The organism is Streptomyces brevispora (assembly GCF_007829885.1).
Lineage (GTDB): Bacteria > Actinomycetota > Actinomycetes > Streptomycetales > Streptomycetaceae > Streptomyces > Streptomyces brevispora.
In genome coordinates this window covers 1,474,685-1,486,601 of record NZ_VIWW01000001.1, presented here as the reverse complement: position 1 = coordinate 1,486,601, position 11,917 = coordinate 1,474,685, and the positions used below count along the sequence as shown (strand labels likewise).

Sequence of the window (11,917 nt, the reverse complement as noted above, 5' to 3'; positions counted from 1 at the left end):
AGCGTTGAAGTCCTGGGTCGTCAACGCGCGGCATCGAGGCCTGCCCGGCGGCTGAGCACGAGGCGTCGGACGCCGACGCCTCAACGCGTGGCGTCGAACGCCCCGGGGTGGATCTGCTCCCGCGTCGCCACGTACTGCTGGCGAACCGCCTGGCCGACCGACAGCTCCTCGCCGGGATCCAGCACCTGCGCCGCGGCGTCCTGCCAGGCCGGGGGAGTGCGCGGATCGAGGTTCCCCTGCGAGACCCCCAGCGCCCAGGCCGCCTGCCGGGCCGCACCCAGCGCCGCGTACTGGGCCGGCTCCGGCACGACCACCTCGGTCCCCAGCAACGTCGGCGCGAACGCCTGCACGGCCGGCAACTCGGCGGCGGCACCCAGCAGGAACACCCGCCGCACCTCGACCCCGCGGCCGCGCAGTACGTCGAGCGCGTCGGCCAGTGAGCAGAGCATGCCCTCGAAGGCGGCCCGCGCGAGGTGTTCCGGCTTCATCGACTCGCGCCGCAGCCCGCTCAACGTCCCTGCGGTGTGCGGCAGACGCGGGGTCCGCTCACCCTCCAGATACGGCAGGAGCACCAGGCCCGAGGCGCCCGGAGTCGACTTCAGCGCCAGCGTCGACAGCTCCTCCAGTCCCTCCAGGTCCAGCATCTCGGCGGTGCCACGCAGTGCCCGTACCGCGTTCGACGTGTGGACCACCGGCAGATGCATCCCGGTGGCGTCGGCGAACGAGGTGATCATCCCGGACGGATCGGCCAGCGCCTCGTGGTGCACCGCCATCACCGAGCCCGAGGCTCCCAGCGACACCACCGCGTCACCGACCCCGACCCCGAGCCCGAAGGCCGCCGCCATCGTCTCGCCGGTACCCGCCGAGATCAGCAGCCCCTCGGGCGTCGTCCCGGCCGTGTCACAGGGCCCGAGTACCTCGGGCAGCGCCGCCTGGTGCCCCAGCGCGAGCTCCACCAGCTCCGGCCGGTAGGACTCGCTGCCCGCCGACCAGTAACCGGTCCCGGACGCGGCACCCCGGTCGGTGGTCCGCCGGGCCGGGCGGCCCAGCAACTGCCACACCAGCCAGTCGTGCGGCTGGAGCACGGCGGCGACCCGCTGCGCCATCTCCGGCTCGGTCCGCGCCAGCCAGCGCAGCTTCGACACCGGCTGCGCGGCCTGTGGCACCGCCCCGACCGCCTCGGCCCAGGCCTGCCGCCCGCCCAGCCCGTCGATCAGATCGGCCGCGGCGACCTGCGCCCGCTTGTCGTTGCCCAGCAGTGCCGGACGTACGAGATTGCCCTGGCGGTCCAGCGGCACCAGCCCGTGCTGCTGCGCGGACACCCCGATGGCCTGCACACCTTCGAGCAGCCCGCCGGTGGCCGCCTCACCGAGTGAGAGCAGCCACACCTGCGGATCGACCTCGGTGGCCTTCGCCTCCACGGGATGTGCGGCGTACCCCTGGCGCAGTACGGCACCCGTGTCCGCATCGCAGACCACGATGTGCGTGAAGGCGGAAGAACTGTCCAAGCCGGCGACTATGCCCATACACAGATTCTGCCGTACCGCCGGAGGTTCCTGCACCGGCGGCACGGCAGACGCGACGACGAGCCCTCAGGTGTTGGTCGTTCCCCAGTCGTCCTCACCCCTCGAACCGCGCCCACGCATCGAACGCACCCGGTCCGCAACCGAGTCCGGCACCTTCTCGCCGACCTTGTCGCCCACCGCGTGGTACGCCTTGCCGGCGAAATCGCGGCCGCTCTGGGCCGCCGACTCGCAGGTGTTGCGCACGGCCGGGTTCTGGGCGAACTGGCGTGCGGACTTCTTCAGCTGCTCGTAACGCTCGCGCCCGGCCCGCGTGCCGAGCACGTAACCGAGGGCCATTCCGGCGATGAACGTGAGCCGGTACCGCATGGCTGCCACCCTTCCTTCGCTCCGTGCGACGTGTGTTGCTCGCCTACCCGCAGGCACCGGAGATCACCCCGGCCGATACCGATTGGCAAAGCACCCCCCTGCTTGCGCTAATGTATGTGTCGCAGCGAACGTCCGCCGCCCGGCAGCCGCCAGGCAGGTACGTTCGAGGCGACGCAGCAATCCCCTGTAGCTCAATTGGCAGAGCAGCCGGCTGTTAACCGGCAGGTTACTGGTTCGAGTCCAGTCGGGGGAGCGCGATCCCCTGTAGCTCAATTGGCAGAGCATTCGGCTGTTAACCGGAGGGTTACTGGTTCGAGTCCAGTCGGGGGAGCAGAACGGAAGAGGGCCCCGAGGGGTCCTTTTTCGTGTGCCCGGAACCGGTCCACCTGAGGTCCGCCACCGTGGTGCACGCGGGGCGGGGGTGACTCTTTCGCGCTAACTTCGCGTCGCCCGGAACCGGGCACGGAGCAGCGCAGTCTTCATGGTCACGAGTACCCGGGCATCCGGAGCGAGAGATCGTATGACCGGCTATGCTGCGGCAGACGGGGCGCACACATGTACGCGCCACGCCGAAAAGGGGCGGTAGCTCAGCCGGTTAGAGCAGCGGACTCATAATCCGTCGGCCGTGGGTTCGAGTCCCACCCGCCCCACCTAGCGTCCCTAGTCAGAATCGTTCTGACCTGGGGAAACGCGTTTTCTGGGGTCATTCTGCGTTAGGTGTTCGCCTCACGGAGGTGTGGCGGACGTGGGTTTTCACGCGTCGAGGGCGTTTCCTGCACGGCTGTGACCTGGTCTTTTCTGTTCTCGCGGTCGTGGGAGGGTTAACAGCGGTCCCACGGCCGCCCGGGAAGGCGGGTTGACGCCCGAGGTGTCGGCCTATATCGCGGCAGCTGCGGAGCATCACGGCGCCATGGACCGGCTTTGGGGGCTGACGGACCACTTGGAGGCGGAGTGCGGCCGGGTATCGGCCGCGGAGGAGTAGCGGTGGTGGAGCGCGCAACGATGACTGGCGTGGCGAGCAGCGCTCGCCGGGTCCGCTGCCAGGCCGGGTCATTTCCTGGGCGGACAGCAGGTGTGGGACCGGGTGCCAGGGTCGGCCCCGGGCCCCGCGTGCTCTATTCGCCGCCGCCCGATGAGCCGGGACCGACATACGACCTTGTCGCGGGGGTCGCCCGGTGGCTGATCTCCCGCAGCCTGGCCGGGGATGGCCGCCAGTCATACGGAATCAGGCGAGGGCCCTCAGGGCCGCCGCGGACGAAACGAGACGGTTCCTCTCGAGACGCTCGATCACGTCGGCGACCGTGCCGGGCGGATTCTTCCAACTGTCGGCGATGCGCTGGATCTCTGCGTACACGACCTCCGGCGCCAGATCTATCTGCGCTTCGAGGAAGGCGTCCGGGTGGACGGCTTCAACGTCCCATGGCGCCAGGGCTTCCGCGGGGAAGTCTTTGAGGTTGAACGTCACGATCACCTGGGCTTTGGCGCGGATCGCCGCGGCCAGGACGTGCCGGTCGTCCTTGTCGGGGAGTTCCAGTATGTCGATGAGCGGCTCGTGCCCCTTGACGAGGCAGTCCCGTACGGCTGCCTTCATCAGCCGCCGTGTCCTGTCGAGGGCTCCGGGGTCCAGGTCCGGCCGGTTGGCCTTCAGGTTGCGGAACGTCTCGTCAAGGATTGTCTCGGTCCACTTCGCCTGCACAAGGCCGGCCTCCGCGACGCGGATGAGCACGTCGCGGAGGATATTCGGGTAGAGCACGTTCGCGTCGTAAACGGCGACGAAGGCCATCGACTACATCAATCCCATCTCCTGGCCGAGCTGAGTGAGCTCGTCTGCTGCTTCACGGCGACGCCGGTCGTCTGCCTGCTTGTACTCCATGAGCGACGACGCTGTGATTCTGCGGTGCGTTCCGACTAGACGGCACTCGATTTCGCCGGCGTCCAGGAGGCCGATGAGGAAGGGCCGGGACACGTTGAGGATGTCTGCCGCTTGCTGGGTGGTGAGCTCCGCGGTGCTGGGGACGATGGACACGCCTCGGCCTGCCCCTAGGTGGGCGAGGAGACCGGCGAGGAGCTCGACGGCTTCGCGGGGCAGAGTGAGGGGCTCAAGCTCGTTGTCGTCGAGTGGCTTAACGGCGATCTGTCCGAGGTCGGGGTGCTCGGTGAGGTAACCGCGGACACGAGTGAGAGCACGGTTCGCTGTGGCGGTCTTCTCGGGCGGGAGCTTCACGGGCCTGATGTCTGTCTTCGTCACGGTGCGCCCCTAAATTTCGTGGCGGGTGGGCGTCATTGCTTGAGGTGTCCAGTATCCGCAATATCCGCAGCATACGCAATAAATAAAACACGGCTGGGTCGAACGTAGGAAGCTGCCGCCGACCCCCGCCCCCGCAAGCGGCCGTGCGGAGGCTCACTTCCGCTCCTGCTGGGATGGCCCGCTGGTCCAGGCCAGGATCGCCCCGGCTGCTTCGTTGACCCTGCGGCTGCGGGATGCTCTGGCGCATGGTCAGCTATTTCTGTCCAGTTTTCGTCGTGCCCGGGGTCGTGGTGCTGGTCCGGCGTACGGCTGAGGCCCAGGCCGATGGGTATGACCGACTCCGCCCGATGCTTCCGCCGTGCGGTCTTCTGCTACGTAGGGTCACCACGCGCACCGTGATCAATGGTGAGGATGGAGGCTCACGAGTCCCGTTGCAGCGGAGGGCGGCCCGCGGCCCTGGGCGCCGTGCTCCCATCGCTCTTCGGGGGGTGGTGATTGTGCTGGGTGGAGAGAAAAGTGGTGTGGCGAACACCTAACCGATCCCCCTTCGGGCCGGATCGAGGAGGATGCAGTCGGATGGAAACGGGTGGCTATGTCCGTTGTTTTGGCATCGTCGCAGGTGAGAGGCGTCACGCCTATGGGTTCGAGTCCCACCCGCCCCACCCTCGCAGGCGCAGGAAAAACGTTCTGACCTGCGGAAACGCGGTTTCCGGAGGCGTGGGAGCCGGGAATTCGGTGCAGCGAACGTGCACCGTGGCATCGGTCCCTGAACCCGTGCAGGTCCGTGACCTTGGGTTTTGGTGGGTTCCTCGGTGGGATGGGTGGTGGCCGGTCCCACGGCCGCCCGGGAAGGCGATGGGGTCGACCTTGCCCCGGCCGGCGCGGAGGATCTCGTGCACGACTGGTGTTGTGCCGTACGCACCGGTGAGATCGCGTGGCATACTCCGAATATGGCAACTCGGAAGATTACGATCACAGTGCCGGATGAGCTGGTCGAATCGATCAAGGGGCGGGTTGATGCCCGGGGGGTGTCCGCCTATATCGCGGCAGCTGCGGCGCATCAGGATGCCATGGACCGGCTCCGGGAGTTGACGGACCGCCTGGAGACAGAGTTCGGTCCGGTATCGGCCGAGGAAGAAGGGGCGGCGCTGGAGCGCATCGCGGCCATCGATGACTGGCATGACGAGCAGCGCTCGCCCGGCGCCGCGGCGTGAGCCGTTCGAAGCGCGCCGGTGTTCCATCCGCGCGTCGGCGCGCCTTCGTCCTCGACTCGCAAGCGTTGTCCAAGACAGTCCAGGGCGACCGTAGGATGACGGCTTTGGTGAAGGCGGCGCCACGCCTGGACATCGCTGTCGTCACCAGCGCGCTCACCACGCTGGAGGCGTGGAACCCTCAGCAGGGTGCGCGCGAAGGGCTGTGGGACTGGGCCTTGTCCCGGATCGATGTGCAGCACACTGATGACCAGGTGATCTCCCTCGCCCGCGGCATGCTGAAGACCACTGGGCTGCACGGGCACAAGTACGCCGTCGACGCCGTCTTGGCTGCCGTAGCCGTCAAGATGGCGGGGCGCGGCTTCGAGGTCACCGTCTTCACCTCGGATGTCGACGACATGGACAAGTTCTTGGCGGACCATCGCATCCGGGTGGAGAGGGTCTGACCGCAGGCGCCGGGCTGCCGCCTCGGTCATGGCAGAGAGACGAGGGACGCGCCCCGGGTGCCGCGCCGGGGCGCGGTGGCATCCGGCCCGCGCCGGCGGGCAATCGTCCGCAGTGGGCGGTTCCAGGCAGCCGATTTCATGCCGGCCGGCATTGAGCGGTACCCGGCACCTCGCAGTACGAGCAGAAGGGCAGCAAGGGGCTGTGGCACTTCAACTTTCATGCCGCCCGCGACGTCCCGGAGATCCTCACGGAGGGCAAAGAGCGCTTCTACATCAAGCGCTCCTTCGACGACCTCTCCTCCACCCCCGACGCCGTCCTGCCTGAGGATCTGGAGTACTACCGCTCGCTACTTCGAGGCTCCGGGAGCGATGCGGGCACTGTTCGAGCTATACCGGGCATTCGATCACGACGCCGAAGAGGCAGCCATTGAACGCAACGGCAAGCTCACCATGCCGGCGACCTTGTGGTGTGTGCGACAGCGGTCCACCACGGTCACACCGTGCTCCACGTGGACAACGACGTCAACACGCTGGCGGTGCCCTCAAGGAGGTGCAGCAGCGAGACGTCCGCGCTTGACCGCTGTCCAACGGTGATCTTGCCGGGACCGCGCTCGATCACATCGGGCGGGACGGAGGACCTGGAGGCGGAGAACGCCGCCCTGCGGAAGAAGGCTCGCGAGCTGGAGGAGGGTTCTCTCTCCACCGACCGCACGCTCACTCGCAAGTCCTTCGCGATCACCGAGGTCTTCTCACCCGCCGCGAACCGCTGCCCGGCCTGAAGCCGGATCTCCTCACGAAACGCCCGACGCTCAGCGGTCAGGCCCCACCCTCGAATACGGGTCTGTCAAACGAGCGGTGTAACTCGGGTTGTTGAGGGTTACTGACGGGCCGCGGAAAGTCGGCCGTCAAAGGTGATGTCGAAGGCGTTCAAGGCTGTCTTCCAGCGCATGGTCCAGCGGGCCTGGCCCTTGCCGGTCGGGTCCAACGACATGATCGCCATGTAGACGCACTTCAAGGCGGCTTGCTCGTTCGGGAAGTGTCCGCGGGCCTTGACCGCCCGCCGGATCCTGGCGTTGACGGACTCGATCGCGTTCGTTGTGCAGACGATGCGGCGGATCTCGGTGTCGAAGCGAAGGAACGGGGTGAACTCCTCCCACGCGTTCTCCCAGAGCCGGACGATCGCCGGATACTTTCGGCCCCACGCGTCGGCGAACTCGGCGAACCGCTCGAGGGCCGACTCCAGGAGCCGCTTGGTCAGCTGCTGGAGCAGCCCGCCCTCGCCGGTCAGTTGCAAGCCCTCGGCCTGAGCCCGGCCCACCAGCTCGTCAATCAGCCGGTCGTCCACAGACTTCGCCGGCCCCGCCTCAGACGGCTCGACAGTCTCGACCTCGGTCACGTTGTTGCTGGTCATCGATGCATCTTCCATGATCGGGAGTTACACCGAACGTTTTACAGTCCCGCCTCAGGTCGGGTTCGCTGGCTACCACAGTGGTTGCCTTCATACCCGAAGCGGGGTGACTGAGCTCAGTGGTGCTGGGCCCGAACAACCTCCGGCGCTGTCCTACTCATGTACCAACCGTCGACGCGGGGCGCGATGAGGTCGGACGGCCAGCCTGCCAGCTCCACAGCGGCGTCGTAGACGGCGTCACCAAACGCCACGATCGCCTGATGCGGGTCGGTACTCTCCCTGAGTTTGTCCCACGGCAGAAGAACCAGACCGGCATCGGCATTCCAGAACGCGCCGTCGACACCCCAGGACCGGCCTTCAAGACCGTCCGGCTGCGGCCAGATGTAGGCGTACACACCGGCGCTGGGCGCCGTTGCAGCACCGAAGGAAAACCCCACCGCCACATACCCCTCGAGCTGGGCGTTCTGCATAAACGTCGGACGATCGGGCGGTGGCTCAGTGGGCTGCACCCGGTGCCGCGTGGCGGACAGGTCGAAGCCGCCCCACATCACACCGACCCGGGGGCGGTGCCCGAGGAAGGACGCCTGCCACGTTTCGAGCCCGTCGGCGGTGAGGTTCAACGCTTCCCACATCAGCCGAGCCGCGCCAGGATCCCAGCTGCGTTCGACGTGATCGTCCTCGAAAGTCGGCGCGCAATCTGGAATCTCGCAGATCAGCAAGGTACGCGGCCGGTGTATGCCCAGCTCGGCCGCCGCGTCGCAGAACGCCCCATAGAACGTGGCGACTGATCCCTTTGACAAGTGCACCGCCCGTGAGCCCGCGTCGGACTCGATGACCACGTCGCCGTCGAGCAGGCGGTAATGCACCGAGAAGGTCACCCCTCGCTGCCGCAACGTCGGTGTCCTGAGCCCGCGGGGGGTGACGTCGAGGACAATGTTTCCCCAGCCGACTTCGAAGGGCTCGTCGAGGGTGTACTTCCCTGCGACCTGTACCACGCGGTTGACGTATCCGACCATGGGCGCCAGATCCTCATAGACCAGCGGCGGCCACGCATTGCGACATTCGCTCACGGAGAGCCTCCCAGTGTGTCGAGGGGGTCAGGCCGAAGGCGACAGCCGACGACGGACAGGGTTAGTGCAGCAGCTGTTCCCAGTTCTTGGGCACCCTGCCCGCAGGGCCGGGCGTGGGCTGGGAGGCCGGGTGGGAACTGGGCGGGGCCAGGCCGGGGCCGTCGTAGTACTCCTGGGTCCCGGTGTTCCAGAACCAGTCCTCGCCCGGTTCGAAGCTGGTCAGGAAGGCGTGCCCGGACTCGCGGGCGTGTCGTGTGGCGTGCTGCGCCGGGGAGGAGTCGCAGCAGCCGATGTGCCCACAGGCGGCGCAGCGGCGGAGGTGGAACCACCAGCCGGGGTCGGCGCCCGCCAGGCACTCATCGCAGCCGTCACCGCTCGGCGGGACGCCCGGATCGATGCCAGGTATCCGCTCATCGGCCATGTGCTCCTCCTCGGTCTGGTCCAGCCCCCCGCTCAGCGTCCCCCGGGTCCGCGTTGCACGCCACTGCCGGCGGGAGCGGTGACGCCGCCGCGCACACCCGGTTGCCGCTCTCGGGGACGAACGACCACCGGGTGATCTGCCCGAGGAAGAGGTGGTGGCGTGACCCGCCGGGGCCGGGGGTGCACCGGGACAGGCCGCCCCTCGATCCTCCCGCCGGACGGTTACGAAGCGCCATCACCGGTCGGTCGGACCTGCCGCCGGATGCAGGCAAAGACGCGCCTCGCTACGGAGCGTCACCTCTTACGGTCAAGAGGGACAGCTCGGCCGACCGCTTTGCGGAGACGATCCGATAGTGCTGCAAGGTGAGATTCTCGTCGTGCACCTCGGAAGCAGGCGCGTACGCGACGGAGAACGGGTGGTGTGGCGAACGCCTAACCGATCCCCATCCGAGCGGGATCGAGGGGGACGCAGCCGGATGGAAACGGGTGACTATGTCCGTTGTTTCGCCATCGTTGCAGGTGAGAGGCGTGTCACGCTTATGGGTTCGAGTCCCACCCGCCCCACCAATCGTTGCCCAGGCAGGAACGTTTCCACTCGCCGTGACGCAGGTGACTGCCGGTCGGCGTCCCCCGGTGAGTGCGGCGCAGCGCCCCGGACCTCTCGCTGACACCACTGCGCGGGGGCCTTCGGCGGTTCCGGCCCCTCGGGGCGAACGAGCCCCGGCCCGCCCGGTATGGATCAGCCCCTCCTGCGGTACCCGGCGTCGGCTCCCGGCGAGCCCGGTACCGGCTCCCGACGGCGCGACAAGTGTGCGTGCCGGACCGTGGCCGCCCGTGGGGAGCGTCCCGGCAGGCTCTTGAGGCGCCCTCTAGCCAACGCGCGTAGACATCAGCATCATGGGGTTGCTCCGAGCACGACTTCTGCATTTGACATGAACTCGTCAATCCAACTGAGAGAGGCGGCACTATGGCATGCGGATCGACCAGCCTGTGGGCTGGTGAAACGAGCTGGTTCTGTTGCGGATCCTCGTGGGGACCGTGTGGAAGCGCCGGCGGCGGCGCCTGTGGAAACTGCCGGTCGAGCGCCAACCACGGCGCCTGGCCCAACGCGTCACAGGCCTGCTGGAACATTACCCGGCCCGACCTGTGCGGCGAGAACATCCCCAGACGCGGCTGCGGTGCCGTGATGAACGTCAGACACCAGTGTTCCGGCGCGACGGTATGCATCACGATCACCGACTGCGGACCGCGTACCAAGGAGTGGTGCGGCGAGGCCGCCTGCTGCAACGGCACCTGTCGCACCAACCGCGTCCTGGATCTGACCCCGGCCGCCTTCTCGGCCATCGGCAACCTCAGCTCCGGCAAGCTGCCGGTCTACATATACGAGTGAGGAGAGACATGGAAATGACCTCTAGTCAGGACGACCGCCGCGGCCTGGGCCGCCGTCGCTTCCTCACCACCGCCGCCCTCAGCGGCGCCACGATCATCGGCGCGACCGCGCTCGGCGGCATCGACGCCGACGCCGCCTTCGCCGCCGAGCCGTCACTCGACCCCGCGATCGCGAAGTCCTCCTTCGTGGAGGGCCGGATCACCGGCATCACCGGCAGCATCCTGGAGGTCGCCGGCTCCTACGGTGACCACGCGCGGGTCCAGATGACCAACGTGACCAGTGTGTGGAAGGTCCGTGCCACCACCGCCGCGGCGATCGAGATCGGTGACGGGCTCTACGCCCGCGGCGTACCGATGCCCGACGGCACGGTCGCCGCCGACGCGGTGTGGGTGAACATCGTGAACCTCGATACCCAGATCCGCGGCATCGCGAGGAACCGGCTCCACCTCGCCCACGGTCAGCACGAGGTCGTCGGCAACGTCCTCCCGGACGCCACCAACGCCTCGTACGCGGGCCGCGCGCTCACGTCCGACCTGTCCCAGTTGCGCATCGGGCAGAGTGCTCAGGTCCTCGGGGCCTGGCGGCCGTCCGACAACTCCGTGGACGTCGTCCGTATCTCGGTCGGGCACTGATGGCGGGACCGAGGAGGAGGACGGAGAGATGCTCTCACTGACAACGGGCCTCGCCCCGCTGGTCCTTGCCGGTCTGCTGGGCTGGACCGGCGCGGTCAAGCTGTTCGGCCGCGGCACCGTGCTCCAGGCACCGAAGACGGCGCTGGCCCGCATGCTCAGCAGCAGCGAGCGAGCGGTGCTGGTGCTGCGCGGTGTCGGCGCCGCAGAACTGCTCGTCGCCGCAGGGCTGCTGGCCGTACCCGCCAACCCGGCGCCGGGGGCGGCCGCCGCCCTTCTCGGCGCGGGGTTCCTCGGCTACCTCGGCTACGGGCGGGCGCTCGCCCCGGAGTCCTCGTGCGGCTGCTCGGCGAACGAGGACACCCCGATCACCTGGCGCGCGTTCGCACGCGCCGCGACGGTGCTGGTGAGCGGGGTGGCGGCGGCCGTGGCACACGGCAGTTGGTGGTCCATCGTCTCCGGGCGGCCCGCCGCGTCGCTCGGATTCCTGGCCGCCGCCGCGATCGTACTGATCGCGCTCTCGGCCGATCTCGACCGGTGGTGGCTGCTGCCGCTGCGCCGGGCGCGACTGCGGGTCTTCGGCCACCCGCTCTTCGGCACCGGGGCGGGAGAGCAGGTGCCGGTCGCCGCGAGCGTCGAGCTGCTGGAGGCGTCCCTGGCCTGGCAAGCCGCTTCACCCGTGGTCCGGTCGGCTCTGCTGGACCACTGGGAGGAGGCCGGCTGGCGCATCCTTCAGTTCTCGGGTGTGTACGAGACTGCGGAGGAGGTCCGGCCGGTCTCCGTGGTGTTCGCACTCGACGCCACATCCAGCCGCGACACCCCCGGCGACCCCCTGGTCCGCGTCAGTTTCCTCGACGCGGACAGCGGGGAGCCGGTGGGAGCGGAGCTGCTGAGCGCGGTGCCGTCGCAGAAGGCGCTGCCGCTGGCCGGCTGACGCGGCCTGCGCGAGCGGGCGGGGCGGGTCCGGGGGCGTCACGCCCGCTCCGGGACCCGTCTCCGGTCCTTTGGCGGACCGCAGGTGAGATGGGGGCACTGGGGTGGGGCGCGTACTCCCACTTGCCATGCCGTCGAGCTGACATGACTCCATACTTGGCTGGTCCGGGAACTGACGAGGTGCGGCGCTCGCCATCCGTCTGGCCGTGGCCTTCGCGTCGCTCATCAACGACAGGGCCCGCCGCTCCCCGAACTGCACGACCCGCCGCG

At 68.4% G+C, this 11,917-nt stretch carries 11 protein-coding genes, 3 tRNA genes and 2 pseudogenes; 8 read left to right on the top strand and 8 right to left on the bottom strand.

The annotated features are described in order from the left end of the window. Window positions 1–80: 80 nt before the first annotated feature. On the bottom strand, window positions 81–1,526 hold the full coding sequence (locus FHX80_RS06980) for an FGGY family carbohydrate kinase (protein ID WP_145763401.1): 1,446 nt from the start codon (window positions 1,524–1,526) through the stop codon (window positions 81–83). 66 nt (window positions 1,527–1,592) lie between these two features. After that, entirely contained in the window at window positions 1,593–1,892 is a 300-nt protein-coding gene (locus FHX80_RS06975) for a YtxH domain-containing protein (RefSeq protein ID WP_145763400.1), read from the bottom strand. A gap of 180 nt (window positions 1,893–2,072) precedes the next feature. Between FHX80_RS06975 and FHX80_RS06970 the strand changes: the two genes are divergently transcribed. From FHX80_RS06970 to FHX80_RS06960, 3 genes are all read left to right on the top strand, one after another. Further along, window positions 2,073–2,145: transfer RNA gene (locus FHX80_RS06970), tRNA-Asn, on the top strand. Window positions 2,146–2,150: 5 nt separating this feature from the next. Continuing rightward, window positions 2,151–2,223, top strand: a tRNA-Asn gene (locus FHX80_RS06965). A 245-nt stretch (window positions 2,224–2,468) separates the two neighbouring features. Further along, window positions 2,469–2,542, top strand: a tRNA-Ile gene (locus FHX80_RS06960). A 575-nt stretch (window positions 2,543–3,117) separates the two neighbouring features. On the opposite strand, the gene FHX80_RS06955 is transcribed toward FHX80_RS06960, so the two are convergent. Together FHX80_RS06955 and FHX80_RS06950 are read right to left on the bottom strand one after the other, a co-directional pair. Next, a complete protein-coding gene (locus tag FHX80_RS06955) occupies window positions 3,118–3,675 on the bottom strand; it encodes a PIN domain-containing protein (protein WP_145763399.1) in 558 nt (185 codons plus the stop codon). A gap of 3 nt (window positions 3,676–3,678) precedes the next feature. Further along, entirely contained in the window at window positions 3,679–4,140 is a 462-nt protein-coding gene (locus FHX80_RS06950; protein ID WP_145763398.1) for a helix-turn-helix domain-containing protein, read from the bottom strand. Between the two features lie 824 nt (window positions 4,141–4,964). Here FHX80_RS06950 and FHX80_RS06945 point away from each other — a divergent pair. Beyond that, a complete protein-coding gene (locus FHX80_RS06945) occupies window positions 4,965–5,354 on the top strand; it encodes a hypothetical protein (protein WP_244318157.1) in 390 nt (129 codons plus the stop codon). Window positions 5,355–5,449: 95 nt separating this feature from the next. Next, window positions 5,450–5,797 (top strand): hypothetical protein, encoded by a 348-nt coding sequence (locus tag FHX80_RS06940; protein WP_244318156.1) that lies wholly within the window; start codon window positions 5,450–5,452, stop codon window positions 5,795–5,797. 694 nt (window positions 5,798–6,491) lie between these two features. Here FHX80_RS06940 and FHX80_RS36700 read toward each other — a convergent pair. The 4 genes and pseudogenes from FHX80_RS36700 to FHX80_RS06915 all read right to left on the bottom strand — a co-directional run. Beyond that, window positions 6,492–6,632, bottom strand: a pseudogene (locus tag FHX80_RS36700) (helix-turn-helix domain-containing protein); the annotation flags it as partial. Window positions 6,633–6,674: 42 nt separating this feature from the next. Continuing rightward, window positions 6,675–7,034 (bottom strand): annotated as a pseudogene (locus FHX80_RS35525) (transposase); the annotation flags it as partial. A 287-nt stretch (window positions 7,035–7,321) separates the two neighbouring features. After that, window positions 7,322–8,275 (bottom strand): DUF5996 family protein, encoded by a 954-nt coding sequence (locus FHX80_RS06920; RefSeq protein WP_145763394.1) that lies wholly within the window; start codon window positions 8,273–8,275, stop codon window positions 7,322–7,324. A 61-nt stretch (window positions 8,276–8,336) separates the two neighbouring features. Then, window positions 8,337–8,696, bottom strand: coding sequence for a UBP-type zinc finger domain-containing protein (locus tag FHX80_RS06915; protein WP_145763393.1), 360 nt, complete (start codon window positions 8,694–8,696; stop codon window positions 8,337–8,339). A 1,185-nt stretch (window positions 8,697–9,881) separates the two neighbouring features. On the opposite strand from FHX80_RS06915, the gene FHX80_RS36530 reads away from it, so the two are divergent. Genes FHX80_RS36530 through FHX80_RS06900 form a run of 3 tightly spaced genes read left to right on the top strand, consistent with a single transcriptional unit; the run spans window position 9,882 to window position 11,648 of the window. Further along, the gene (locus FHX80_RS36530) at window positions 9,882–10,085 is read left to right on the top strand and encodes an RlpA-like double-psi beta-barrel domain-containing protein (protein WP_326594910.1); all 204 of its coding nucleotides are present in this window, start codon (window positions 9,882–9,884) and stop codon (window positions 10,083–10,085) included. Between the two features lie 14 nt (window positions 10,086–10,099). Then, window positions 10,100–10,717 (top strand): cell wall protein, encoded by a 618-nt coding sequence (locus FHX80_RS06905; RefSeq protein WP_145763391.1) that lies wholly within the window; start codon window positions 10,100–10,102, stop codon window positions 10,715–10,717. A gap of 28 nt (window positions 10,718–10,745) precedes the next feature. Then, window positions 10,746–11,648, top strand: coding sequence for a MauE/DoxX family redox-associated membrane protein (locus FHX80_RS06900; RefSeq protein ID WP_145763390.1), 903 nt, complete (start codon window positions 10,746–10,748; stop codon window positions 11,646–11,648). Window positions 11,649–11,917 lie beyond the last annotated feature (269 nt).

Excerpts from the sequence above, each read along its gene's own strand:
- FHX80_RS06980 (WP_145763401.1), bottom strand. The coding sequence starts at position 1,526 with ATGGGCATAGTCGCCGGCTTGGACAGTTCTTCCGCCTTCACGCACATC.
- FHX80_RS06975 (WP_145763400.1), bottom strand. The coding sequence starts at position 1,892 with ATGCGGTACCGGCTCACGTTCATCGCCGGAATGGCCCTCGGTTACGTG.
- FHX80_RS06955 (WP_145763399.1), bottom strand. The coding sequence starts at position 3,675 with ATGGCCTTCGTCGCCGTTTACGACGCGAACGTGCTCTACCCGAATATC.
- FHX80_RS06940 (WP_244318156.1), top strand. The coding sequence starts at position 5,450 with ATGACGGCTTTGGTGAAGGCGGCGCCACGCCTGGACATCGCTGTCGTC.
- FHX80_RS06915 (WP_145763393.1), bottom strand. The coding sequence starts at position 8,696 with ATGGCCGATGAGCGGATACCTGGCATCGATCCGGGCGTCCCGCCGAGC.
- FHX80_RS36530 (WP_326594910.1), top strand. The coding sequence starts at position 9,882 with ATGAACGTCAGACACCAGTGTTCCGGCGCGACGGTATGCATCACGATC.
- FHX80_RS06905 (WP_145763391.1), top strand. The coding sequence starts at position 10,100 with ATGACCTCTAGTCAGGACGACCGCCGCGGCCTGGGCCGCCGTCGCTTC.
- FHX80_RS06900 (WP_145763390.1), top strand. The coding sequence starts at position 10,746 with ATGCTCTCACTGACAACGGGCCTCGCCCCGCTGGTCCTTGCCGGTCTG.